We start from the raw sequence: 23,235 nt of genomic DNA, 5'->3' as shown, positions 1-23,235 counted from the left end.
CACCCGGGCGGGCCCGGTCACGGCCGTACGGACGTGCGGTGGAGACAGAGGAAGAAGGCGTGGCTGACCCCCCTGTCACACATGCTGGGTCAACGCTGTCCATACGGATGTCAGTACGACGACTTCCGAGGGCGCCCGGCACGGCAAGGTGCCCGGGCCCGGACGGGCGGTGGAACGTGATCACGAAACGCGGCGGCATCCAGGTCTTCCGCATCACCACAGCGAGACAGGGACTTCACGAGGACGTCCGCGGCCGTCAGCGCCGCTACGTCGCGTCCATGTCCGTGCGCACGCTCTCGGTGATCCTGGCGGCCACCCTGTGGAACGTCGAACGGTACGTCGCGCTCGTCGCCCTGGTGCTCGGCATCCTGCTGCCCTGCGCGGCTGTCGTCGTCGCCAACGCGGGCCGCAAGAGTGATGCCACACCTCTGCCGCCCTTCGAGCCCGCCCCCTCCCGCCCGATGATCTCCCCGCTGCGCGACGGCGCACGTACGACGACGTCTCCACATGCTCGCCATGGGTGAGGAGGTCTGGGGCAAGCCCGACGTCCAGCCATCGAGCCGCGGTACGCCGGAGGGTCGCGCCGGTGCCTCCGCGGCCCCGTCCGGATCGTGCGGTCGGCTGCGGCCCGGGGTCTCCGTCAGGTCAGCCGGTTGGCGCCGTCCGGTCGAGGAAGCGTCGCAGGCCGGTCCGGACGCCCGAGGTCGTCTCGGCCCTCCGTGTGACCGGCGAGGACTGCCTGCTGCTCGACATGCACTGTGCCCACGCCGAACGTCGGGAACAGATCGTGGACTCCCCCGCCCACTACGGTCCGGTCACCACTTCGCTCGTCCTGCGCAGCTACCCGCGCTGCCGACGGCACCGCCTGCGACGCCCTGAACCGCGCGGCCATCGTGAGCGGTCGCTCCACGGCGGCCGTCTCCCCATCGAGCGGCGAGGACCAAAAGGTGTGACACGGATCCCGGGACACGGGACCGGTGCCTATCATGTGAGCGCGGTACCCACTTTCGCCTCCGGACTGGTTGACACGCCGCTGGCGGGATGTGGCCGCAGCGGATAGAGGATGAGAGGAACGCATGGGCTCTGCAACCCACTCGATGCGCGACGTCGAGGCCACCGCCGAACGCCTCCAGGGGGACCTGGCCCGTCTGCAGCTCCAGAAGCAGGCGCTGGAGAGGGAACTGGCCGCGGTCGTGGCGCATCTCGGCTCGGTGCGCCAGGCTCTCGGCGCCTTCGAGACCCTGCTGCGTACCCCGGCCGCCACGGAGCAGGTGACGGTTCCTCGGCCCGCCGCCGGCGAGGCGGAAGTCGCCGTCGCCGAGTCCGCGACCGTCCCGGCACCACCGGCGCCCGGCGCCTGGACGTCCCCGGCCGAGACCGAGGACACGGACCGTCCCGCTCCGGCCGAGGACGACACGGACGAGCAGCAGAAGTACGGCCGCCTGACCGAGCAGATCATGAAGTTCTTCGCCTCGGCCGGCGACACCGACGTACGGGCCCGTGACGTGGCTGCCGCCCTGGGCCGTGACACGGACAGCGGAACCATCAACGGGGTCCGCAGCACACTCGACCGTCTGGTCGGCGCCTCGCGCATCCAGCGCACCGGGCGGGGCCTCTACCGCGCCCGTCGTTCCTAGGGCAGACGTCTCATACGGCCGCGCGCTAACTCCTGGGGCGCTCGTCGGGCCGCCGCGGGTCGCCACTGGTGACGAACGCGTCCCGTGGATGCTGCACGGAGGCGAGGGAAACGAGGTCCCGTTCGAAGACCGCGGCCGTGAGCCAGACCGTGAGGACACGGATCTTGCGTTCCCAGGAGGGCACGGCCGGCACGTGGTAGCCCCGGTGCATCAGCCAGGCCGGGAACCCCTTGATGATGATCCCTCTGTACTGGAAGATCCCTCGTCCCAGCCCCAGTGTGGCCACCACACCCAGACTGCTGTGCCGGTAGTTCGCGACGCGTGTGCCGCGCAGGTCGGCCACGATTTTTTTCCCAGGCGCCCGCCCTGTCGCACGGCGTGCTGGGCGTTCGGCACCGTGTGCGCGCCCGGCACCGTGGACGCCAGGTCGGGCACGGCCGCGTCGTCGCCGACCGCCCATGCGTCCGGCACAGCCTGCCCGTCGGTGCCCACGCGCAGGTCGGCTCGGACCACGAGCAGGCCTCGTTCATCGACCGGGAGATCCGTGTGGTTGTGCACGACGGGATTGGAGGCGTTGCCGGCGGTCCACACGACCAGCGCGGAGTCGAACTCCTCCCCGTCGGAGAGCACCACCCGGCCGTCGGCGAGGGAACTGATCTGCGTGTCGAGGTGGACGTGCGCGCCGCGGCGCTCCAGCTCGCGGCGAGCCAGACCTCACCACTGACCATCCCTGCGGAAGTGGTCCACACCGAGCTGACCGGGCTGCCACTGACCGGTGATGCCTCGGGCAAGCAGCCGGCGGGCAGCGTCGTCACGCAGTCGCACGAGAGCAGCAAGGTCGGTCTCTTCGGCGAGACGGAAGCGCAGATCGTTTCACGCCGAGATCCTCGCACAGGCCAGAATGGGCGCCCCGCTCTTTCACCGGGGTCGGTGGCAGGCGTTCGATGCGGTCCAGGTCGCCGCTGAGCAGGTCGCGTCCTCACCAACGGAACGCCCTGAAACCTCGCCGCCACGATCGATTTGCAGGCCAACCGACGAGCAGCCGGTCATCACGCCGACTGCCCCGGCTTCTCGGTCGGCCGTTGCCACACCGTGGGCACGGTCCTCACCGGGACACCGCCCGTCAGCAGCCGCTGCACCGGGCACCGCCCAGCCACTGCCAGGAGCCGCTCGGCCTGGGCGGGCTCCAGATCGCCCGACAGGTGAACATTCTTGACGATCCCACCGTCGGCGTCGAATTCGAGGTCCACGTCGACCTGGCGCAACGGCCACTCGTGCCGGTCGGCGAACGCGCGCACGGTCATCGACGTGCACGATCCCAGCGCTGCCAGGAGGAGTTCACCAGGAGTGGGCCCGCAGTCGGAGCTGACGGGCTCGGGCTCGTCGGACCTGACCAGGTGCGTGCCGATCGCGACGGTGCGGGCCAGCCGACTGCCCTCGCGGACGGAGACGATACGTGTGGTTGCGGACATCGGTCGGCCTTTCCGGGAGTCAGAAGAGGGAGCGGCCGGAGAGCACGTGCGGGCGAGGACACCCGCAGACTGCTACGGCTCTGCCAAGTAGGACAACGCACAGGACGTCGGTGTGACACGCGCATCGAACGGCGTCGGCACAACGGTGATGCTGCGCGTCACGCCGTCACAAATCTGTCCCGTGTCCGGTCAGTGGAGGTGCAAGCAGGTGGTTGCGAAGACCGGCCACCACCACGCGTCGGGACGGCCGATGTACCGTCCGGGGCGCTGTCGAGTCACGGAAGGTGCGTCACAGTGTCAGAGAATGCGCAGCACAGTCACGGTCACGGCGACCATGGTCACGGGACCGGCGGTGAGGACGGGCCGAGCTGGACCAGGGCGGCCACGCTCCTCCAGGACGCGGCGCCGATCACGGTTCCCGAGGGCGCCTCGGCGATGACCATCCACGTGGCGTGGGAGCCCGGCGACCCCGGAACTCCGCCGCATCGCCACTCCGGACCGGCGTTCGGATACGTCGTCAAGGGCGCGGTCCGCTTCGAACTCGAGGGCGAGCCCGAGCGCGTCGTCGAGGCAGGCGGCACGTTCTGGGAGCCCGGCGGCGACGCCATCCACTACCAGGACGGCAATGCACTGGAGGACGCCAGGACCGAGTTCGTGGTCACCATGATGTGCGCCCCGGGCAAGCCCATGCTCGAACTCGTCGACGAGGAGGAGCTCAAGCAGCGCGCACATCTGCGCGCTCCGCGGCCCACAGCCTGATCCGCGGCCGTCAGACGGTCCCGCCCACCGGACACCGCCACGCAGGAGGGGACGAGCGGCCATGGATGCCTCCGACCTCGTTCACGTGATGCTGACCGTGCTGTTCACGGCCGTCGCCGTGCACGCAGTGCACCGGGGTATGGCGTCCCACCGGGCGGGATGGCGCGGACGTGGAGACCAACTGCTGCATGCCGCCATGGCTTCCACCATGGCGGTCATGCCGTGGAGCCACGATGCACTACCGCCCCGCCCCGCTGGAGCAGCGTTCTTCGCGGCCGCAGCCGTCTGGTTCCCCGTGACCGCCGTCCGCCGGCACTACGAGTCCCGGTTCGCCGCCCTTGCCCGAAGACTGCCTTCCACGACCGGTATGGCCGCCATGGCCGCCATGGCCTGAATGGAGTGGCCGTCGCACGCCGAGCCCGGCCCGCCACACGAGAACCTCGCCGGTCCGCCGGCCACCGCGCACCACGTCGACATGCCCGGTCATGCGGCACACCTCTCGACAACCGGCCAGACGGTCACCAGCGCACTGGCCCTGTGTCTCCTGGCGTACGCCCTGTCGTCACTGGTCCGCGTCCTGCCCGGCCGGTGTACCCGGCCCGACCGGACCGCGGGCTCGATCGATCGGCACGAGCCGTACGCACCTTTCTGGGACGGATCCATGGCGCTGGGCACGAGCGTCATGCTGCTCATGCCCCACTGATCCGCACTGAGCCTCCGTCAACTTGCGCTCGTGGCGGGCCCAAACGGTGTTCACCGCGGTCTGGAGGTTCCGGAGGGGCGCGTCGGTGGTTTGGCCCGGTCCGGTCGGGTCGCGGCCTCGCGGCGGTGCCCGCCGTTGAGGGCCACGGCACCGGCGAGAGCGTCCGGCAGCGCGCGTCGCGAGTTGATCCCGAGCTTCGCGTACACCTTCCGCAGGTGCCACTCCACTGTGTGCGGGCTGATGAACAGCTCGGCACCGATCTTCGCGTTCGTCATGCCGTCGGCGGCGAGGGTCGCGATCTGCGTCTCCTGTGCGGTCAGGGTGTTCGTCGCCTTGGTCACGCGGGCCTTGACGTGCTCGCCGGTGGCGATCAACTCGCGGCGGGCCCGCTCGGCGAATGCGTCGGCCCGCATTCCGTCGAACATCTCGTAGGCCGCGCGAAGGTGGTCGCGGGCCTCTGACGGACGACGGTGACGGCGGAGCCACTCGCCGTACAGCAGGTGGGTGCGTGCGACTTCCACGGTCACGCCGCCGCGGCCGAACTCCTCGATCGCGGTCCGGTAGAGAGCGTCGGCCTCGTCGCCGTCTGCGAGCAGGGCCTGGCTGCGCGCGCCTGCGCCGACGGCCCATCCGGAATCGGCGGCACGGGTGAGTTCGAGCAGCCGGGCGAGCGAGGCGTGGGCTTGGTCGAGCTTGCCGCACCGGGTCGCGGCCTCGATGTGTTCGACCAGCGACAGGCCGGTGAAGTTGAACCCGTCGTGCTCGATGCCCGAGCGAGCGGCCGCCAGGGCTTCCTCGTAGCGGGCCAGCCCGTTGCACAGCACGCCCTGGATGTATCCCGTGACGCCCAGGAGAGACACCTCGCCGCGTTCCACAGCACTGGCCCGGGCATCGTCGATGATGCGGGCGGCCGCGTCCGCGTCGCCCCGCCACGCGGCCAGGACGAGCGCCGCGTACTTGTGCGGTGCGTGACCGGTCGCGGCGGCGATCGCATCGGCTTCGTCGATCATCCGGGCGGCCTCGGCGAAGTTGCCGTAATGGATGTGGACTCCGCCGGCGTAGATCAGCGCCGGTGGCAGCGCGCCGAGCGCACCGATGTCGCGGGCCAGCCGCACCGCTCGCGTCGCCAGCACGTCCCACGCGTGCAGGTCCCAGGCGTAGTGGATGAACGCCTCCAGGGCGACCGGAGCCAGGAGGAGCCAGCGCATGGTGGCCTCGCGGGTTCGGAGTTCCTCTTGTGCGAGGAGGTCCAACGCGCTACGCAGGGCCGGGACTCCGGTCTCGTAGCCGTCGGTGAGGATCGCCGCCACACCCTCCAGAAGGAGGTCGGCTGCCTTGGACCCCGAGGGTGGCGCCCCGGATGCGCGGGCTGCGACGGCGGCGGCACGAGCACCTGTCGGACCGTGCACCCTGCCCGCGAAGATGGTCGCGCTGATCGCTTCGAGGTAAGTCTCCCGCGCCAGTGGCGACTTGGCGGCGGTGAACTGTGCGGCGGCTTCAAGGAGGAGTGGTGCCGCCTCGTCGCTGCGGCTGCGGGCGAAGAGGATTCGGGCACGCAGGCGCGCCAGGCGCGCGCGGTCCAGGGAGCTGAGGGGGCACAGTTCGGCGAGCGTCGCCTGTTCGGTGGCGCGATCGGGCGAGGCGGCCGAGAAATGGGCCTCGGCGGCGGCGACGGCCCGGCGTCCCCGGCGCCAGGCGTCCGGCGTCAACTGGGCCGCGCGCTCCAGGAGTACCGCTTCGGCGGCGATCCCGCCGCGCTGCCGCGCCCGGTCGGCCGCCCGTTCCAGATCCGCGGCGACCTCCTCCTCCGGTCCTGAGGCAGCCTGGGCCGCGTGCCAGGCGCGCCGGTCGGGATCCAGGGCGGGGTCCGTGGCCGCGGCCAGCGCCCGGTGGACCGCGCGGCGCTCCTCGGGGTCGGCTTGGTGATAGACCGCGGACCGGACCAGTGGGTGCCGGAAGCGGAGGAACCCGTGGAGGTCGATCAGGCCTGCCGTCGTGGCCGGAGCGGCGTCGGGAGCGATCTTGAGCGAGGCTGTGGCGCGCGTCAGCAGGCCGGCGTCCCCGACCGGTTCTGCGGCGGCGATGAGCAGCAGGGTACGGGTCGGTCCCGGCAGCGAGCCGAGCCGATCGGCGAAGTCCCGTTCGAGACGGCTCGACACCGTCCCCTCGACACCCGGATAGGCGGACGAGTCCAGGCCATACGCCAGCTCGGCGGCGGTACGGCCCCGGGAGAACTCCAGTAGGGCGAGTGGATTGCCGTGCATCTCGGCCACGAAACGGTCCCGGACCCGCTTGTCCAGCCGTCCGCCCACAGTGGACTCCAGGAGCTCCGCGGCCGCGACGGCGTCGAGTCCGCCGATCCGGGTCTCCGGCAGATCGGCGAGCGCGGCCTTCCCCTCGGGATCGCGTACGGCGAAGACCATCGCGACGGCCTCGGCGAGCAGCCGTCGGGCCACGAACTCCAGGGTCTGCAGGGACACCTGGTCAAGCCACTGGGCGTCGTCGACCGCGACGAGCACCGGTCGGGTCTCCGAGGCCCGGGTGAGCAGGGACAGCACGGCGAGCCCGACCAGGAAGCGGTCGGGCGGATCTCCTGCCGCCATCCCGAAGGCCACGCGGAGTGCGTCCCGTTGGGGGCCCGGCAGCGCATCAACCTGCCCCAGGAACGGTGCACACAGTTGGTGCAGACTCGCGTACGGCAGTTCCATGTCCGCCTCGACGCCTTGCGCCCGGGTGACCGTCACCTGTGACGCCCGGGCGACGGCGTACTCCAGCAGCACCGACTTCCCGATGCCCGCCTCGCCCCGGAACACCCGTACGCGGGACTCACCGGCACGCAGACCGACCAGCAACTCGTCGAGCGCCGCCCGTTCAGGATGCCGGCCGACCAGATCGGGAAGCGTACTGGTGGTCATGGGACGCGACTCCTATCGGACTGCGGGGACCTCGAAAGGACTGTGCATGTGCGCGCACAGGCCCGTTCACCCGACTGACCGGGAAGCGGCATGATTTGTGACAAGCAGATCGCGGCCGTCCGCCGCCGCTGACAGCGAGCGTTTCAACGCCCGACGCCAGTCCGCCCGATCCTGACCTGAATGCGAGCCCATTCACCCTCTTGCGCTCGTCTTCGAGCCTGAGGAACGGGACGGACGCGCCGCCGCCCAGGACCCACAGTGGGAGCCCCCCGCCGAGCACGCGGCCTACTACGCCGCGCTGGACGAGGCGATATCCCAAGGAGACGAGATAGTCACGCTCATCGTGGATCTGGTCGACCGGCACGAGAGCGGAAGGGGTTCGGTCTTCATGTGCGTGGGCGCGACGATCCTCGGCGACCGGGTCTTCTGCAGCGAGCGCCACACTCAGAACTGGCAGACTCCGGAACCGACGAGGAACGTGCGGCCGCTGACTTCGGCCGGACCTCCGCAACATCTCGGCAGGATCGCCGCTGCCTGGTTCGAGGAGACCATGCGCAGCGCCGTCATCGTAGGGAAGGGAGGACTCCGGTTCGTCCCTCAGGGCACCGCACTTCCCCACCACCGCTGGGTGCGTAACGGCCCACGCAGTGATCCGCCGGACAAGTCCTAGACACACCGCTCCTCCGACGTGCCCGTTTCGCTCGGCTCTCCCCGCAGGTACCGCAGCAGCTCTGCGTCGGTGTCCTCGGCGCCCATCTGTCCCACGGCGCCTGTGACAGCCTGGTGCAGGACCGGCGTGCCGATCCGCAGAGTGTCGTGGGCGACGGCGGTGAGTTCGATCTCGATGCTGCGACGGTCGTCGCTGGACGTGCGGATCGTGATCAGGCCGCGGTCCTGGAGGCGGGCGACGAGGCGGCTGGTCGCGGACTGGCTCAACCCGACGACGGTGGCCAGGTCACCTAGGTAGAGCGATCCCTCGCCCGCCCATGTCCCGGGCCGCAGAGCACTCAACGCGGAGAACTCCCGGGAACCCAGCCCCACGAGCCGACGAAGATCTCGTTCGATCCGGGCCTCGATCCTCCTGTGGACACGGTTCATCGAGGTCCATCGCTTGACCATCACCAGATCGTCGCTCACCAGAGACTGCTCTTTCCCTGTCGTGGCCCGTCTGTCACGTCGTAGGACGGCCGCCGTCCTGGCTGCCGGGGCCTCGGCGCGCCTTTCTCTGATCAGACAAGGCAGAAGCTCTCCACGTGACACTCGGCGGGGACCCGGTAAGGCCGCCCCTGTCTGTGGCCCGGCGTGGCGTCAGATGAGTTCGAGACCGCCGTCGACGGTGATCACCTGTCCGGTCGCATGACGTCCGGCGGGCTCCGCGAGCCGCAGAACCCAATGGGCCACCTCTTCGGCGTCGGCGATACGGTGGGTCGGGATGCGCTCACGCTCGTAGGCGTACATGTCGTCGGCCGCTTCGGGGCTGAGGTCGGCGTGCAGCATCACGTCGGTCCGAGTCGGCCCGGGAGCGATCGAGTTGACGCGGACGCCTTCGGCGGCGAGCTCCAGCGCCCAGCTGCGCGTCAGCTGCTCCACGGCGGCTTTCGTGGCCGCGTAGTGGGCGCCTCCGGCCATGGGGCGGTGCCCGTAGGTGCTGGACAGGTTGATGATCGTGCCGGAGGTTTCGCGCAGGTGGGGCAGTGCCTCGTGCGCGAGCAGGCTCGGTGCCACGACATTGAGGGCGAACAAGTCGAGCACGACCTGCTTGTCCGTCTCGGCCAGCGGCATGACGGCTGTCGCTCCGGCGTTGTTGACCAGGTGGTCGAGACGTCCCCATCTCCGGACGGCAGCACCGATGATCTCGGCAGGTGCTCCGTCCTCGCACACGTCGATGGCGAGGATCTCGATGTTGCTGTCGATCGCCGCCGTGTCCTTCAGGGGCTTCTCCCGTCGGCCCACTCCGAGCACGTGCGCACCGGCCTGCGCGAAAGCGACGGCCGTGGCCCGTCCGATGCCCGACCCGGCCCCGGTCACGATCACGACGTGCCCGGAGAAGATCTGGTCGGTTGATTTCGTGATCATGAGACTCTCATTGTTCGAAGGTCGTCGTACATCAAACATGATGTGCAAGCGTTTCCCACTCAGTCAAACATGTGAGTCGATCGGTGACGCATGGCACAAAAACGTGTCACAGCGTCCTCACACGTCAGTACGGCGATCGGCCGTGCCGTGCGCCCGTGCGGCGACCGGTCATGCGCCCGGCGAGGCGACGTAGGACGAGAGCTTGGCCGGGTTCATCACCCACATGAGCCGCTCGACGCCCCGGGCGGAGACGTCCACGGACAGCAGAGCGATCTCGTTCCCGCCGGCCTCGACCAGCACGGCGGGCAGCCCGTTGGCCTCGACCCAGCGGACCTCGGCCTGCGGCCAGAAGCGCGGCGCGAAAGCGACGAGGTAGCGGGAGACATGTGTGCGTCCGACGACCGGGATCCTGGAAGCTCCGCGGATGCCGCCACCGTCCGCGTAGCTGACGACGTCGGCCGCGAGGATGTCCCCCAGCACGGCCATGTCACCTGTTCGCGCGGCGGAGAGGAAGACCTCCAGGAGCCGCCGGTGAGCGGCCGGACTGACGCTCTCCCTGCGCTCGGCCCCGTGACCGGTTCTTCCTCCTGGCAGGGCCACGGTGTCCTCCTCCCCCGTGGTCCGTGGCCACGCATCCACCACGTGCTCACCACGTACTTGCCACGGACTGTCAATGGCGCGACCCACCACCTCTGGAAGCGAGGTTGGTTCCACGGCCGTTCTGGACCGCTCACCCCCCTTCCGACGGAGGAGATGACCGTGGACACCACCCTCACCGAAGCAAGGCGCCCGCCCACCGTGCAGGACACCCCCGCGATGCCGGACATCGCGGATCTGGACGACGCGGTCGCCGTGTTCACGCGGACCCGCCACTCACTGCTGCACATAGCGCATCGCATCGTCGGCAGCCCGACGGAGGCCGAAGACGTCGTGCAGGAGGTCTGGCTGCGGCTGCAGGGCACGGACCGCTCGGTCGTGCACAATCCGTCCGCTCTGCTGCGGACGATCACCGCGCGGTTGGCGATGAACGTGGCGCAGTCGGCCCGCAGACGCCGCGAGTTCAGCGCCAGTCCGTGGATTCCCGACTCGCCGGGCCCCGACGTGACACCGGAGTCGGTCGCCGAGCGGCAGGACGCCGTGGCACGCGCCGTCGCCCTGCTGCTGGCCACGATGACCCCCAGGCAGCGTGCGGCGTACGTGCTGCGAGAGGGTTTCGGTTACTCCTACGACGGTATCGCGGCGCTCCTCCACCTCAGCGTCGTCAACGCACGGCAGCAGGTGGCCCGTGCGCAGCAGCGGCTCGGCAGCCGTCGTCACCGCCAGGAGGTCGACTCCGTCGCCCACCGGCGCCTCGTGCAGGCGTTCCTCGGGGCTGCGCGCAGCGGCGAACTGGCTCACCTGGAGCGTGTTCTCCTGGCGGACGTTCAGTGACGCAGTCCCAACGCCGGAGCATGTCGCACAGTCCGTCGAGGGCCAAGGCCAGGGCCAGACAGGTTCTCACGCGCGCCACCTGATCAGGCCGATATGCCGACCGTCAGAGCCGTGCGGGCGATCACCACGATGACGGTCATTGTCATGGCAATCAGTGTTCCGCGTAGCCACCGTCCGAGTCGGACACGATGCTTCTCCTCCACCGCGCTGATGCTGCCGGCGACGTGATCGGTGACCATACGTGCCACATACCTCTGCTCGTCGAGGTACCACCTCTCGAGTTCGCGTTTCTGTTCAGGGCTGAGTCATCGACCCGTGCGGTGAATTCGGCCGGCCGTCGGCGAGCCGCGCTGAGGTGGGCCTCCTGGTACAGGTAGGCCTCAATGTCGATCAGGCCGCGGGCCGCTGCCTGCTTGTCCGTGTCCATCGTGTGCTCCGAAGTGGTGTTGTACGGCCATTCGGATCCCGGTGGTGGCGGCCACCGTCCGCGGGCCCCGACACCGGCAGCCGGAAATGGCGGAGGCGCTCCCGGGCTGGGCCGCGAGGGGTCGCCGACTCACCCCTCGCGGTCCAGCCCGGGATTGCGCGGTTCAGAGGGTGGCCTGCGCCGCCTCATTGATCAGGCGGGCGACGTCACCGGGACGCGAGACGGAGACGGCGTGGGAGGCGGAGACGCTGACCGCGGTGGCGTTCGCCCTCTCGGCCATGAAGGTCTGCGCCTGCGGCGGGATGTTGTTGTCCTCCGTGGCCACCAGCACCCACGAGGGGATGTCCTTCCAAGCCGGTGCTGTGGCGCCCTCACTCAGGGCGGCATCGGTCACGGGGCGCTGTGTGGCCGCCATGACAGAGGTGATCTCTACGGCGGCGTCAGCGGCGAACTGCCGGTGGAACTTGCCCTGTTCGATGTACAGATCGTTGACCTGGCCGTTGCCGGGGAGTGTGACGGGCACCGCTCGCAGTGCCTCACCGAGGGTGCTGCCGGGGAACTTCCCCGACAGTGTGATGGCGCTCTCGCCCTCGTCAGGCAGGAACGCCGCGATGAACACGAGCGCCCTGACGTTGCTCAGGTTCTTCGCCGCGTTGCTGATGACGGAGCCGCCGTAGGAGTGACCGACCAGTACCACCGGGCCTTTGATGGAGGCGACGAGCTGCCGGACGTACTCGGCGTCGCCGGTGAGTGTCCGCAGCGGATTACTGGCGGCCACCACCGGGTATTCGTGCGACTGGAGTTTTTCGACGACCCCGTTCCAGCTGGATGAGTCCGCGAATGCGCCGTGGACGAGGACAATGGTCGGTTTGTGTTCAGTCATGGATTCGGCCTTTCGACGTGCCGGAAAGACGCCCGCATTCGAGCGTCTGAAGGGATGCATCGGACGTGGCCGGACCGCGCAAAGCAGACGTTTGCCTGATCTTGTTTGGTTCTCACACGGGCCCGGCGCTTCGCGGAGTCAGTCGGTGCCCAGCACCTTGCGCACAACGTGCACGGCCTGCTCGACGGCCGCGGTCGACGCCTGCGTGCCACGGACGGGGTTGAGCATCATGAAGTCGTGCAGGGTCGCGTTGTAGCGGATACAGGTGGTCGCCACGCCCGCTTGGACCAGCTTGCGGGCGTACGCCTCGCCCTCGTCGCGCAGCACGTCGTTCTCGTCCACGATGACGAACGCCGGCGGCAGCCCCCGGAGGTCTTCGAGCGTGGCCCGCAGCGGAGACGCGGTGATCTCCGCGCGCTCGGCGGGGTCCGTCGTGTAGGCGTCCCAGAACCACTCCATGGCCCTGGCGGTCAGGTGGGGACCGTACGCGAAGGCTCGGTAGCTCTCGGTGTCCTGAGCCGCGTCGGTCACGGGGTAGTAAAGCGACTGGTGCAGAAAGGTGACGTCACCACGCCGCTTGGCCAGGTGGGTGAGGGCAGCGGCCATGTTGCCGCCGACGGAGTCTCCCGCGACGACCAGACGGGATGCGTCCAGGCCCTCCTCGGTGCCCACGCTGGTGATCCACCGGGCGGTGGCGTAGGCCTGCTCGATGGCGACAGGGTACTTGGCCTCGGGCGAACGGTCGTACTCCACGAAGACCAGAGCGGCGGCGGCCCCGACGGACAGCTCGCGCACCAAGCGGTCGTGGGTGCCGGCGTTTCCGAGGATCCAGCCGCCGCCGTGGATGTACAGGATCACCGGCAGGACACCGGTGCTGCCGGCAGGCTTCACGATGCGCACGCGCACGTCACCAACGCCGGCGGGAACCGTGATCCACTTCTCGTCCACGTCCGGCTTCTCGATGGGCTGCGCCTGTACGTCGTCGAGGAGCTTGCGCGCTCCCTCGACTCCGAGTTCGTACAACAGCGGCGGCTTGGCGGTCGCGTCGGCGAAATCCCGGGCTGCGGGTTCGAGGACAATATCGCTCACGGCATGCTCCTTCGACGGTAGCGAGGCTTCTGGGGGTTTTTCATCCCATAGGACCGGGCCGGTAGGTTCGATGTGACACGCTCGAAGGAATTGCACGTCCTCCTGCCCGGATTGCCGACGGACCGTCGCGCCGCCGGAATCGGTGAGGCTCAGCAGCAGCGTGCCGTCAATTGGAGATCCACGTGTCCGCCATATGAATCTCGACTTCGATCACAGCCTCGATCGCAACGACGATCCCGCCGCCACCACCGTGTTCCTCGCGGCAGAAGCGGCGGTGCTCGCGGAGCGAGCCCGTGTGCTTCGCCGGCAGCTCGCCGAGGCCGGTGCACGCATACAGGAAACGACCGAGAAACTGCGCGGACTACAGACCTCGCCTTCCACAGCAGTCAACGAGGAGCACGAGAAGCCGCACGGAATCTCCGCCTCGGACACCGTCCGGCACCCGCACAACGGGCGATGCCATGAGCAGCTTGAGCGTTCCACTCCGTGCCGGGCTTGACCGCACGACGCTCCGCCACCTGTCCGCTGCGGCTCGCACAAGACAGTGGGACCATTCTCTGCATCTTCCGAGCACGACTCACCAGTGTGTCCGTGATGAGAGTATTCTCAACCATACAATGTCAAACGGTACGGAACGTAGCCGGACGCCCGCGCCGACCGTCCGCAAGCCCAGCCTGGCGGGTCAGCGTGGGGAAGTCGAGGATGAGAGGCGTCCATGGTCCCGGCAGCTCAGGCGGCGCACAACATCGAGGCCACCGCTGAGAGCCTCCAGGAGGATCTGGCGCGCCTGGAGCTGCAGAAGCGGGCGTTGGAGAGGGAACTGGCCGCCATCGTCGCGCACCTCGACTCGGTGCAACGGGCTCTGAGCGCCCTGTCGGTCCTGATGGCGGACTCCGCCGATCGGCTCGGCACTGGGGAGACAGCGCAGGCGCACGGGTCCTCCCTCCTGGAGGAACCCTCTGCACATGCTGCTGCCCCCTCGGGAATGGCTGCGGGGCAGCGGAGGCACCCGTTCCGAGCGGAGGAGCCTCGGCCACAACGGTACGGAGAGCTCACCGAGCAGATCCTCGAATACTTCGCGCGGGTCCCTGACACCAGGGTCCGGGCCCGCGACGTGGCTGCAGCGCTCGGCCGTGACACCGACAGCGGAAGCATCAATGCTGTACGCAGCACACTGGACCGGCTTGTCGGCACGTCCCGAATCCGCAGGGCCGGCCGGGGCCTCTACCGCGCCAAGTTTGATCCGACCACAGGTCGACCACCTGCCCGGCGGCGGAGACCCGTTGCCGGTCCGGCTGTGGTCCACCAGGACCGGGACGACCGGTGAGAACGTCGATCTGCGCCGGCAGGCATTCCTGCGCCGGTTCGATCTGGAGCACACGGTCCGGATGGCCAAGCAGACGCTGGGCTGGGCTCAGAAACCTCCGCCCCACGTTGAGTTGCCTGTCCATGCGCCGAAACCCACACGGCCAGGCCTCGATGGACCGCCCGGCTCCACCTGCCTGTTCCTGATGCGGTAATGCCCTGCCGATGATGGTGGATCCCGGGTTCGTTGCGCGCGCCCGTCAGCCGTGCTTGGCTCGCCCGATGAACTTTCTGTTGACGGCGAGTGGCCTGCGCAACGAGACACTCCGGGACGCACTGCGGGACATGCTGGGAAAACCGTTCGGATCGGCGAACGTCGTGTACGTTCCCACCGCATCGGTCGCCGAGCCCGGGGACCACGGGTGGTTCGTCGCTGACCTGAACCGGCTGCACAGCCTCGGCTGGCGGGAGTTCGACGTCCTGGAGCTCAACGGCCTGCCCCGGCAGATGGTGCTCGACCGGCTGCTCCACGCCGACGTCATCTATGTCGAGGGCGGCAGCCACTACCACCTCGCGCGCAGCATCACCGGCAACGGCCTGGCCGACGGCTTCCTGAAGGCTCTGGAAAGCCGGGTCTATGTGGGGGTCAGCGCCGGATCAATGATCTTCAGCCGGAATCTCACCGCACACTCCGCCGATGTCATCGGGGACGCCGCGGACCTCCACGTGCTCGGCGCGACGACCGTGGAGCCGCCGTTCGGCCTCTTCGACTGGTATCTCAAGCCCCACCTGTACTCGTCGGATTTCCCCGAGCGCGACGGCGCCTGGGCCGATCGCATCGCTGCGCGAGCGGACTTCCCGATCTACTTCATCGACGACGAGACGGCCGTTCGCGTCAGGGACGGCAAGGTGGATGTCATTTCTGAAGGCCGGTATCGGTTCCATCCGTGACTCAACGCGTGGTGGAGAGCCCCGGACAGGGCAGTGCGTCGCCCAAGAGCGCGCTGATGCGCAGCTGCCGGGGTGAGCACCTCCGTCAGACGGCGAGGCACGACAAGAGGGCCTACGTCTTCCCCGGCGCCCTCACCCTCGCCACCATCCGGCTCTGGCTCCGGTAGTGACCTGCTCCGATAAAAGGGCGCGATGGAAGCCCCCGCGAAGCCGTCGCCCACTCGGCGCAACTATCGCCGCCTGCACCCCACACAAGAGGATCTGCCGGGCGGTGATTAGGCTTCACCCATGCTGACCAGCGAAGACGAGTCGTACGAGGCCGTCAGGCGACTGGCCGCCGGAGTTGCTCCGGACCAGGCGCTCGATGTGACGGATCCGGAGTCCTGGATCGGCCTTGACTTCGGGGTACGCGAACTGGCCTGGCAGCGGCCGGAGCTGTTCCACTCGAACGCGTCGCCGTCCGGGCGGCGGCTGAGCTGGGATCCGGATACGTCGCTGCCCACCGTCACTTGGCACCGTACGCCCGGTGACGCCGAACTCGCCCTCGCCCTCTGCCACCCCGACGGCCGGATCCGTGAGGCCGCACTGGACCATACCGGGGAGCGACCCGCGCTGCTTGCGCTGGTCGTCATCCGCTGCGCGGACTGGGCGGAGCCGGTACGCGAACGGGCCCGCGGGCTCCTGTCCGAGACGCCCCCGCAACAGTTGGCCGCGCACGCCGCGCTGACCCTGCGGATCGGCCGCCGCCCGCGGGGCAGCTTCGCCCAAGAGCTGCTGACCGGGGCGCTGCGCGCGGGCCCTGCCGCGCAAGCCGAGGCGCTGCTCGACAGCGGCGACCGGGCCACGGCCCGCCTCGCGTACCGCATCGCCGTCGAGCGGCGGCTGCTCCCCGCAGCGCGGCTCGCTCAGACCGCCGCACGCCACCGCGACGTCGTAGTGCAGGACCTGTGCGCCGAAGCGGCCGTGGCCGCCCTCGGGAAGGGCACCTTCGACGAGTTCAGCGAGGTCGTGGCGCCGTTGCTCGGGTCCCGGCACCCACGGGTCAGGTCGGCGGGGGTGACCGCGCTGCGCCGGGCCGGGCGGCACGCCGACGCCGAGCCGTACCTCACCGACCGATCCGCCGTGGTACGGGCATGCGCCCGATGGGTGCTGCGGCAGGGCGGCACCGACCCCGCGTCGCTGTACCGCGCGCTGTGTGCCGACCCCGCGGCCCGGCCCGCCGCCGCAGTGGGCCTCGGCGAGTGCGGGGTGCATGAGGACGCGGACCTGGTCCGGGCACTCCTCGCACACCCGGCCCCCGGCGTGCGCGCCTGCGCATTGGCGGGGCTGCGGGCGCTGGACGCGGTACGCGTCGATGACATACGACCGCTCCTGGACGACCCCTCGGCAGCGGTGGTCCGGCAGGCGACCGCCGCTCTGTTGCCGTGGGCCGACCGCGTACCGCAGGAACTGCTGCGCGGGCTCCTGGCCGAGGACCGTCCGCGCCACCAGCGGATCGCGGCCGTCCGGCTGCTGCGGGCCGTCGGGGTGCACGCCCGGGTTGCCACGCGGCTCTGAGCTGACCCGCCGGACAGGCCCTGGCGTCCTGGTCACCGGCGCCACCTCCACGACCCCACTACAAGATCGGCCGGACACGGCTGGTCCGTGCGCTCACGCATCGCTCACGCGCGGAGACCTGTCCGAAGCTCGCGCTTGAGGATCTTGCCGGTGGCGTTGGTGGGGAGGACGTCGACGAATTCGATCAGGCGCGGGTACTTGTAGCCCGCCATCTGTTCCTTGCACCACGCGGTGAGGTCCTGCTCGGAGAGTTCGGCTCCCGGGGTGAGGACAACGCATGCCTTGATCTCCTCGCCGTGGCCGTCGTGAGGCACTCCGATGACGGCCGCCATGCTCACGGCGGGATGGGTGAGCAGTACCTCCTCGATCTCCCGTGGGTACACGTTGAAGCCGCCGCGGATGATCAGGTCCTTGGTGCGGTCGACGACGTAGAGCCATCCGTCGGTGTCCCGGCGTGCCAGGTCGCCGGTACGGAACCAGCCGTCGCGCATCACCTCGGCTGTCGCCTCGGGCCGGTTGTAGTAGCCCTTCATCACGTTGTGCCCGCGGACGACGATCTCGCCGATCGCGTCAGGGCCTTCCACCGTGGATCCGTCCTCGGCGACCAGGTTCACCTCCACGCCCCAGACGGGGCGTCCGACGGAGCCCGGACGCGCCTTCTCGCCGCGCGGCGAGAACGTGGCCGCCGGGCTGGTCTCCGACAGGCCGTACCCCTCCAGGATGGTGACCCCGAACCGCTCGTGGAACCGGCGGTGGATCTCGACCGGCAACGCGGAGCCTCCTGAGCCGGCGATGCGCAGATTCCCGGCGATCCGCGCCAGGTCCACGTCGGGGGCGTCCTCGCCGAGCAGTGCCCAGTACATGGTGGGCACGCCCGCGAAGAACGTGACGGCATGACGCTACATCAGGGCGAGCGCCGAGGCGGAGTCGAAGCGGGGCATCAGCACCAGCGTCGCCCGCGCGGCGAGGCCGGCGTTCATCTGGACGGTCTGGCCGAAGGAGTGGAACAACGGCAGGCCGATGAGATGCACCTCGTGCTCGACCTCGCCGAACAGCTTGTGGCAGGTGAGCGCGTTGAGCATCACGTTGGAGTGGCTGAGTTCGGCGCCCTTGGGCAGGCCGGTGGTGCCGGAGGTGTAGAGGATGACCGCGGTGTCGTCCGCGTCGGTGGCGACCGTCTCGAAGTCGGCGCTCTGGCCGGCCAGTGCAGCCGTCAGCGTCTGGGCGCCCGCGATCGGGGAGTCCTCGGCGGGAGCGGCGGTCATCAGGAAGAACTGCTCGCAGCCCGGGGCCTCGCCGAACCCGGTCCACCCCTCCTGCCCGAGCGGGAGTTCGGCGCTGCCTTCGAAGCAGAAGTAGGCTTTGGCCTCCGAGTCAGCCAGGTGGTACGCGATCTCCCTCCCCTTGAGCAGCACATTGAGCGGGACGACCACTGCGCCGGCCTTGAGGATGCCGTAGTAGACCACCGGGAACCACGGCAGGTTCGGGCAGGACAGAGCTACCTTGTCGCCAGGCCCGACACCGCGTGAACGCAGCAGGTTGGCCACCCGGCGCGCCGCGGTGTCCAGCTCCGCGTAGGTCAGCCTCTGGTCGCCGAGTACGACCGCGGCGCGGTCCGGCACGGCACGGGCGCTGCTTTCGAGCATGACGGCGAGGTTCAGCACGGGGTCTCCGTTAGGTGTGCGGGGCGGTGGCGGGGCTGGACGCGGTCAGCCGCGCAGCGCGGAGGCGAGGATGCCGGGCAGTTTCCACACGCTTGGTGCGGCGGTGAAGCGCGTGACGCGTTCGATGGTGGTCAGTGCGGTGCGGTTGGTGACGAAGTACGGCGGGCGCGGGGAAAGGGAGGGATCGCCCGTGAGCAGACCGCGTGGCGCGGGTGTGAAGGGGGCGCGCAGTACGGTCTTTTCGATGTTCTCGAGCATGAAAGCGTTGTGCACGAAGCCGGTGCCGCTGCCGATGTCCTGGCGGGTGTGGCCGGGAAAGGCGCCCCAGGGGGTGAAGCCGAGCAGGAAGCCCACACCGGACCAGCAGTTGATGCCCAGAGTGCCGTAGCGCAGGCCGGCGATGGCTCTCTGCACCGTCGGCCTGTCGGTCTTCTCGGTCCTGGGGTGGACGATCAGGGTGGCGCCGAGGGTTCCGGGGAGGGTGTTGTTGGCGAAGTCGACGGCGTGATGCAGGTATTCGGCCGTGGTCGCGCCTGGCAGTCGTACGACGCCCAGGGCACTGCCGAAGACCTCCTCGGTGATCAGGACGTCGTCGTGGTCGGTGATGTCGGGGACGAGGAGCCGGCAGTCGGCGCCGTGGGTCTCCGCCTGTGGGTGGGCGGCGAGAACGGCGGCCAGGCGGATGTCGGTGCCGGGGTAGTAGTCGGCGCGTGCGGGCAGCTCGCGCAGTACCCGCCGGATCTCGTCCAGGAGCCGCTCGGTGCCGTCCCAGTCACGCGGCACGACCAGGACCTGGCTGGCGATGCAGTTGTGGCCGGAGTTGTTCATCTTGCTGGTGACGATGTGCTCGGCCTGGAAGCGGAAGTCGGCGTCGCTCCACGGCCCGGGCGCCACGATGCACGGGCTGACACCGCCCAGTTCACTGCTGAAAGGCTTGGTGACCAGGGGCCGGTCGTCGCGTCGGCGCTGCTCGGCGTCCTCGTCGGTGCCCCAGACGATGGCGTCGTGGGTTCGGTCACTGCCGGTGACATGGATGGCGTCGATGCCTTCGTGGCGGGTGAGGTAACTGCCTTCGGCCGCGCCGCCGTCGACGAACCGCACCCAGTCGCGTGCGACGAAATCGGCGAAGACGCGCTCGAAGTGGGGGCGTAGGTAGGCGTTGACGGGGTTCAGTTTGGCGATGACGACCTGGCCCTCGGCGTAGAGCTTGTGCAGCACGTCGAGCGCGGTGATGGCGGCGACGTTTCCGGCGCCGAGCACCAGGGCGACGGCGGGGCGCCCGGGCCGGCCCCGGTACTCGCCCGCGGCGCTGTCCCGTACCTGCTCGGCGGTAGTACCGGGGCGCATCCATACCTGGGCCGTGAAGCCGTTGAGGAGCAGCCGGTCCCAGCCGGTGGCAGGGAAGACACCGACCTTGGTGCGGCCGTGCTCCTCGCGCACGCCTCCGGGGCCGACGGGTTCCTCGCCGTTCGCAATGCGTCGCAGTACGTGGAGATAGGCCGCGGCGTTCTGCGCCAGGGCCCACGGTCCGCCGCTCCAGTCCTCGGCGGCCCACGGGGTGTCGGGGCCGTACCCCTTGGCGTGGGCGCCCACCGCGGCCAGCTCGGCGGCGCCGGACGCCACGCGGGGCAGCAGTCGTTCCAGGAGGGCGATGCGTCTGGTGAGGGGGGTGGCCGACCAGGACCCGGCGCTGTTGCGCAGTTCCATGACGGCCCGGTCGAGGGAAGCGGTGTCGAGGGCGCTGGAGGTCACGTCATTCCTCGCTGAAGGGGGTTTGGGCGGGCGGGGGCCGTGCTCCGTGCGGTGGGGGACGGGCGGCGCACCCCGCCGGGGCTCGATGGACGTCGCCTCGTCACTCGGACAGCAGGCGCGCGTCGCGAGACGGGTCGATGAGCGTGATGGCGGCGGTTCCGCCGATCAGGAGCAGGGCACCGGTGATCAGGACAGCGTGCTGGTAGCCCGCCGACCCCTGGCTGTCCACAAGGCGCCCGATCAGTGTCGGGGCGATCAGGCCGGCGGTGGTCACCACGGCGTTCATGAGGCCAAGGGCCCCGCCGCGGCGGTGGGCCGGGGCCACTTCTGCGACGGTGGTGACGGCGACGCTGCCCATCGCTCCGGTGAGCCCGAAACCGATGACCAGGAGCGCGACCGTCGCCGCACCGGCCCGAGCCGACGGCAGGGCCAGGCACGCCGCGGCACCTATGAGCAGAAGGGTGCCGCCGACCCCGCCGCGGGCCCACCGGCTCGCGATGCCACGGCGCAGCAGCCACCCGGCCACGCCTGCCTGTCCGAGCACCACGACGCCGCTCAGACCCCAGACCAGCATCAGCAGCCGGGCGGATGCGGCCGAGGAATAGCCCAGGCCGTCGTGGAGGTAGGACGGGAGCCAGACCAGGCCGAAGGCGATGACCCAGTAGGTGCCGAAATAGGCGATCGTGGCACCGATCCAGGTACGGGTCGCGAGGATCCGGCGGTACGGCGTCCTGCGCGCGACCGTCCCCGTCCCGGGTCCGGCCCCTGCCCCTGCCCCTGCCCCCTCGACCGTCCCTGTCCCCTCACCAGAGCCGGCCGAGGCCGGGAAGTCGTTGTCCGACGTGGCCGCGTACGGTCCCTCTCCGCCCAGGGGGATCCACAGCAGCGCCCACGCTGCACCGGCGAGCGCCACCACGGTGACGGCCGAGCGCCAGCCGTGGTGGTGGATCACCCAGGTGAGGGCGGGAGCGGCGACCAGGACTCCCAGGGTGATCCCCAGCACGATCAGAGCCCCGGGCAGGTTGCGTCGATGGTTGGGGAACCAGGACAGGGTGGTCTGCTGGGCGACGGGGAAAGCGGGCCCCTCGGCGGCACCGAGGAGAACACGTGAGGTGATGAGCACCGCGAGCCCTCCGCCCATGGCCAGAGGAGCCTGGGCGACGGACCACAGAGCGGCCATCGCGAGCAGCAGCCACTTGGGCCGTACTCGGTCCGCGAGCAGCCCCACCGCGGCGCCGCAGATGGAGAACAGCAGGAAGAAGGCGCTGCTGGCGAGTCCGAAGGCGGACGAGGACAGGCCGAGGTCCTTACGGATCGGATCGGCCGCGAGGCCGAGCACGGACTTGTCGGCGAAGTTGATCATCATGAAGACGACCAGCAGCGCGGTGACGACCCATGCGCGGTGTCGGGGGCTCCTCACGGCCCTCGGGCGGTGAGCGGGCACAGCGGGTACGACATCGGTGTCGGTCACAAGGGCTCCGCGGGAGACGAGCGAAAGGAGGAGGGGGCAAAGGGGAAGAGGCGGAGTGCGGCCCGGACCCGGGTGCGGGTCCGGGCGGTGCTCAGGAGAGCGGGACCCCGGCGATCGCGATGCGTTCCATGACGCGGCGTTGCGGGTAGTAGTCGTTGATCGCGTAGTGCTGGACCGCGATGTTGTCCCAGATCGCGACGGAGTCCGGCTGCCAGCGGAAGCGCACCTGGTACTCGGGGATCCGGGCCTGCAGCACGAGCTCGTGGAGCAACTCGCGGCTCTCTTCCTCGCCGAGTCCGACGATGCGCGTGGTGAACGGTTCGTTGACGTACAGCAGTCGGCGCCCGGTCGCAGGATGCCGGACCACCACGGGGTGCTCGACCGCCGGCAGGGTCTGTCGCAGCGCGGCGATCTGGTCCTGGGTCATCGTCGCGCCCCAGGTGGGCACCCAGTCGTGTTCGGCCGTGAGCCCCTCGATCCGCTCCTTCGTCGCGTCGGGGAGGTTGTCGTAGACGGCGCCCATGTCGGCCCACAGGGTGTCCCCGCCCGAGGCCGGGATCTCGACGGCGCGCAGTACCGAACCAAGGGCCGGGGCCGCCATGAACGAGTGGTCGCTGTGCCAGATGTTCTCGTTGCCCACGGCCATGGCGTCCTTGGCCAACCGGGAGACGCCGGCTCGGTCGCCCTTGGGGAAGAAGGGGTTGGCCTCCGGCTCGCCCCAGAGCCCGGCGAGCGCGGTGTGGTCCTCCGGGCCGAAGTCCCGCTGGTCGCGGAAGAAGATCACCTTCCACTCCAACAGCGCCTGGCGGAGCTCGTCGGCCAGGTCCGCGCCGATCGGCTGGGAGAGGTCGACGCCCGTTATCTCGGCGCCGATGTGCGGGGTGAGCGGGTGAATGCCCAGGATCCGGTACTCCCCCGGAGCCGTGCCGGGTGCAGTGCGCTCCAGGATGCGCTTGCCGAACCGGATCAGTGGCTTGTCGAAAACGGGGTGGGGCGTCGAGGCGGCGGTGCCGGCCATTGCAGTCCTCCACGGTGGGAACGGCTGATTTCGTTACCGGCAGTATCGATATTGGGATGTGGAGCCGCAAGGGCTCAGAGCAACGAATTTCACGGATCGGGGCGGCCTGGTGCCACCGTCAGGGC

19 protein-coding genes and 7 pseudogenes are annotated in these 23,235 nt (G+C 69.7%); 11 read left to right on the top strand and 15 right to left on the bottom strand.

All coding sequences use genetic code 11. From position 1 onward, the window contains the following. Window positions 1–179 precede the first annotated feature (179 nt). Both ABZ642_RS15890 and ABZ642_RS15885 read left to right on the top strand, forming a co-directional pair. The gene (locus tag ABZ642_RS15890) at window positions 180–524 is read left to right on the top strand and encodes a DUF3099 domain-containing protein (RefSeq protein ID WP_360483480.1); all 345 of its coding nucleotides are present in this window, start codon (window positions 180–182) and stop codon (window positions 522–524) included. 552 nt (window positions 525–1,076) lie between these two features. Continuing rightward, window positions 1,077–1,637, top strand: a complete 561-nt coding sequence (locus ABZ642_RS15885; RefSeq protein WP_360483173.1) for a hypothetical protein — start codon at window positions 1,077–1,079, stop codon at window positions 1,635–1,637. A gap of 25 nt (window positions 1,638–1,662) precedes the next feature. Here the strand turns inward: ABZ642_RS15885 and ABZ642_RS15880 are convergent. The 3 genes and pseudogenes from ABZ642_RS15880 to ABZ642_RS15870 form a co-directional block, all read right to left on the bottom strand. After that, window positions 1,663–2,339, bottom strand: a pseudogene (locus ABZ642_RS15880) (FAD-dependent oxidoreductase); the annotation flags it as partial. Next, window positions 2,333–2,504: pseudogene (locus ABZ642_RS15875) on the bottom strand (N-acetyltransferase); the annotation flags it as partial. The pseudogenes ABZ642_RS15875 and ABZ642_RS15880, both read right to left, overlap by 7 nt. Before the next feature lie 182 nt (window positions 2,505–2,686). Next, a complete protein-coding gene (locus ABZ642_RS15870) occupies window positions 2,687–3,109 on the bottom strand; it encodes an OsmC family protein (RefSeq protein ID WP_360483170.1) in 423 nt (140 codons plus the stop codon). Between the two features lie 294 nt (window positions 3,110–3,403). On the opposite strand from ABZ642_RS15870, the gene ABZ642_RS15865 reads away from it, so the two are divergent. Together ABZ642_RS15865 and ABZ642_RS15860 are read left to right on the top strand one after the other, a co-directional pair. Beyond that, window positions 3,404–3,868 carry a cupin domain-containing protein gene (locus tag ABZ642_RS15865; protein WP_360483167.1) on the top strand — a complete coding sequence of 155 codons (465 nt, stop codon included), beginning with the start codon at window positions 3,404–3,406 and terminating at the stop codon, window positions 3,866–3,868. Window positions 3,869–3,929: 61 nt separating this feature from the next. Then, window positions 3,930–4,571 (top strand): annotated as a pseudogene (locus ABZ642_RS15860) (DUF5134 domain-containing protein). A 50-nt stretch (window positions 4,572–4,621) separates the two neighbouring features. Here the strand turns inward: ABZ642_RS15860 and ABZ642_RS15855 are convergent. From ABZ642_RS15855 to ABZ642_RS15840, 4 genes and pseudogenes are all read right to left on the bottom strand, one after another. Continuing rightward, a complete protein-coding gene (locus ABZ642_RS15855; protein ID WP_360483164.1) occupies window positions 4,622–7,486 on the bottom strand; it encodes an AAA family ATPase in 2,865 nt (954 codons plus the stop codon). A 666-nt stretch (window positions 7,487–8,152) separates the two neighbouring features. Further along, on the bottom strand, window positions 8,153–8,623 hold the full coding sequence (locus ABZ642_RS15850; RefSeq protein WP_360483162.1) for a MarR family winged helix-turn-helix transcriptional regulator: 471 nt from the start codon (window positions 8,621–8,623) through the stop codon (window positions 8,153–8,155). Window positions 8,624–8,794: 171 nt separating this feature from the next. Next, a complete protein-coding gene (locus ABZ642_RS15845; RefSeq protein WP_360483159.1) occupies window positions 8,795–9,562 on the bottom strand; it encodes an SDR family oxidoreductase in 768 nt (255 codons plus the stop codon). 168 nt (window positions 9,563–9,730) lie between these two features. Continuing rightward, a pseudogene (locus ABZ642_RS15840) lies at window positions 9,731–10,129 on the bottom strand (RNA polymerase subunit sigma-24); the annotation flags it as partial. Window positions 10,130–10,321: 192 nt separating this feature from the next. On the opposite strand from ABZ642_RS15840, the gene ABZ642_RS15835 reads away from it, so the two are divergent. After that, complete coding sequence (locus ABZ642_RS15835) at window positions 10,322–10,993, top strand: sigma-70 family RNA polymerase sigma factor (RefSeq protein WP_360483156.1); 672 nt, start codon at window positions 10,322–10,324, stop codon at window positions 10,991–10,993. A gap of 83 nt (window positions 10,994–11,076) precedes the next feature. On the opposite strand, the gene ABZ642_RS15830 is transcribed toward ABZ642_RS15835, so the two are convergent. The 3 genes from ABZ642_RS15830 to ABZ642_RS15820 all read right to left on the bottom strand — a co-directional run bounded on the left by ABZ642_RS15830 (window position 11,077) and on the right by ABZ642_RS15820 (window position 13,392). Then, window positions 11,077–11,232, bottom strand: a complete 156-nt coding sequence (locus ABZ642_RS15830) for a hypothetical protein (protein ID WP_360483153.1) — start codon at window positions 11,230–11,232, stop codon at window positions 11,077–11,079. Window positions 11,233–11,583: 351 nt separating this feature from the next. Beyond that, window positions 11,584–12,303, bottom strand: a complete 720-nt coding sequence (locus ABZ642_RS15825) for an alpha/beta hydrolase (protein WP_360483150.1) — start codon at window positions 12,301–12,303, stop codon at window positions 11,584–11,586. A 138-nt stretch (window positions 12,304–12,441) separates the two neighbouring features. Continuing rightward, window positions 12,442–13,392, bottom strand: coding sequence for an alpha/beta hydrolase (locus ABZ642_RS15820; protein WP_360483147.1), 951 nt, complete (start codon window positions 13,390–13,392; stop codon window positions 12,442–12,444). A gap of 193 nt (window positions 13,393–13,585) precedes the next feature. Here ABZ642_RS15820 and ABZ642_RS15815 point away from each other — a divergent pair, with 193 nt between their 5' ends. The 6 genes and pseudogenes from ABZ642_RS15815 (at window position 13,586) to ABZ642_RS15790 (ending at window position 17,205) form a co-directional block, all read left to right on the top strand. Further along, window positions 13,586–13,891 (top strand): hypothetical protein, encoded by a 306-nt coding sequence (locus ABZ642_RS15815; protein WP_360483144.1) that lies wholly within the window; start codon window positions 13,586–13,588, stop codon window positions 13,889–13,891. A 216-nt stretch (window positions 13,892–14,107) separates the two neighbouring features. Then, window positions 14,108–14,626: pseudogene (locus ABZ642_RS15810) on the top strand (hypothetical protein); the annotation flags it as partial. 1 nt (window position 14,627) lies between these two features. Further along, window positions 14,628–14,810, top strand: a pseudogene (locus tag ABZ642_RS15805) (transposase); the annotation flags it as partial. A 169-nt stretch (window positions 14,811–14,979) separates the two neighbouring features. Then, the gene (locus ABZ642_RS15800) at window positions 14,980–15,648 is read left to right on the top strand and encodes a Type 1 glutamine amidotransferase-like domain-containing protein (RefSeq protein WP_360483477.1); all 669 of its coding nucleotides are present in this window, start codon (window positions 14,980–14,982) and stop codon (window positions 15,646–15,648) included. Then, a complete protein-coding gene (locus tag ABZ642_RS15795; protein WP_360483141.1) occupies window positions 15,645–15,815 on the top strand; it encodes a hypothetical protein in 171 nt (56 codons plus the stop codon). The genes ABZ642_RS15800 and ABZ642_RS15795 overlap by 4 nt, the downstream gene beginning before the upstream one ends. Window positions 15,816–15,936: 121 nt before the next feature. Beyond that, window positions 15,937–17,205, top strand: coding sequence for a hypothetical protein (locus tag ABZ642_RS15790; protein WP_360483138.1), 1,269 nt, complete (start codon window positions 15,937–15,939; stop codon window positions 17,203–17,205). Window positions 17,206–17,309: 104 nt separating this feature from the next. Here the strand turns inward: ABZ642_RS15790 and ABZ642_RS15785 are convergent, their stop codons facing one another. The 5 genes and pseudogenes from ABZ642_RS15785 to ABZ642_RS15765 all read right to left on the bottom strand — a co-directional run bounded on the left by ABZ642_RS15785 (window position 17,310) and on the right by ABZ642_RS15765 (window position 23,110). Next, window positions 17,310–17,696, bottom strand: a complete 387-nt coding sequence (locus tag ABZ642_RS15785; protein ID WP_360483474.1) for a hypothetical protein — start codon at window positions 17,694–17,696, stop codon at window positions 17,310–17,312. Between the two features lie 39 nt (window positions 17,697–17,735). Next, window positions 17,736–18,851 (bottom strand): annotated as a pseudogene (locus ABZ642_RS15780) (AMP-binding protein); the annotation flags it as partial. 63 nt (window positions 18,852–18,914) lie between these two features. Next, a complete protein-coding gene (locus ABZ642_RS15775; RefSeq protein ID WP_360483135.1) occupies window positions 18,915–20,621 on the bottom strand; it encodes an aldehyde dehydrogenase family protein in 1,707 nt (568 codons plus the stop codon). Between the two features lie 100 nt (window positions 20,622–20,721). Next, window positions 20,722–22,041: an MFS transporter gene (locus ABZ642_RS15770; RefSeq protein ID WP_360483132.1), complete on the bottom strand. Its 1,320-nt coding sequence runs from the start codon at window positions 22,039–22,041 to the stop codon at window positions 20,722–20,724. A 142-nt stretch (window positions 22,042–22,183) separates the two neighbouring features. Continuing rightward, window positions 22,184–23,110, bottom strand: a complete 927-nt coding sequence (locus ABZ642_RS15765) for a TauD/TfdA family dioxygenase (protein WP_360483129.1) — start codon at window positions 23,108–23,110, stop codon at window positions 22,184–22,186. Window positions 23,111–23,235: the final 125 nt, after the last annotated feature.

This window comes from Streptomyces sp. NPDC007157, assembly GCF_040634235.1.
Classification (GTDB): Bacteria; Actinomycetota; Actinomycetes; order Streptomycetales; family Streptomycetaceae; genus Streptomyces.
The sequence above is the reverse complement of the archived record's forward strand: the minus strand, read 5'-3'. Positions and strand labels throughout refer to the sequence as shown.

Coding starts and splice junctions, on each gene's coding strand:
- ABZ642_RS15830 (WP_360483153.1), bottom strand. CDS start 11,232: ATGGTCACCGATCACGTCGCCGGCAGCATCAGCGCGGTGGAGGAGAAG.
- ABZ642_RS15885 (WP_360483173.1), top strand. CDS start 1,077: ATGGGCTCTGCAACCCACTCGATGCGCGACGTCGAGGCCACCGCCGAA.
- ABZ642_RS15870 (WP_360483170.1), bottom strand. CDS start 3,109: ATGTCCGCAACCACACGTATCGTCTCCGTCCGCGAGGGCAGTCGGCTG.
- ABZ642_RS15790 (WP_360483138.1), top strand. CDS start 15,937: ATGCTGACCAGCGAAGACGAGTCGTACGAGGCCGTCAGGCGACTGGCC.
- ABZ642_RS15785 (WP_360483474.1), bottom strand. CDS start 17,696: ATGCGCGACGGCTGGTTCCGTACCGGCGACCTGGCACGCCGGGACACC.
- ABZ642_RS15765 (WP_360483129.1), bottom strand. CDS start 23,110: ATGGCCGGCACCGCCGCCTCGACGCCCCACCCCGTTTTCGACAAGCCA.
- ABZ642_RS15800 (WP_360483477.1), top strand. CDS start 14,980: ATGAACTTTCTGTTGACGGCGAGTGGCCTGCGCAACGAGACACTCCGG.
- ABZ642_RS15825 (WP_360483150.1), bottom strand. CDS start 12,303: ATGACTGAACACAAACCGACCATTGTCCTCGTCCACGGCGCATTCGCG.
- ABZ642_RS15855 (WP_360483164.1), bottom strand. CDS start 7,486: ATGACCACCAGTACGCTTCCCGATCTGGTCGGCCGGCATCCTGAACGG.
- ABZ642_RS15845 (WP_360483159.1), bottom strand. CDS start 9,562: ATGATCACGAAATCAACCGACCAGATCTTCTCCGGGCACGTCGTGATC.
- ABZ642_RS15815 (WP_360483144.1), top strand. CDS start 13,586: ATGAATCTCGACTTCGATCACAGCCTCGATCGCAACGACGATCCCGCC.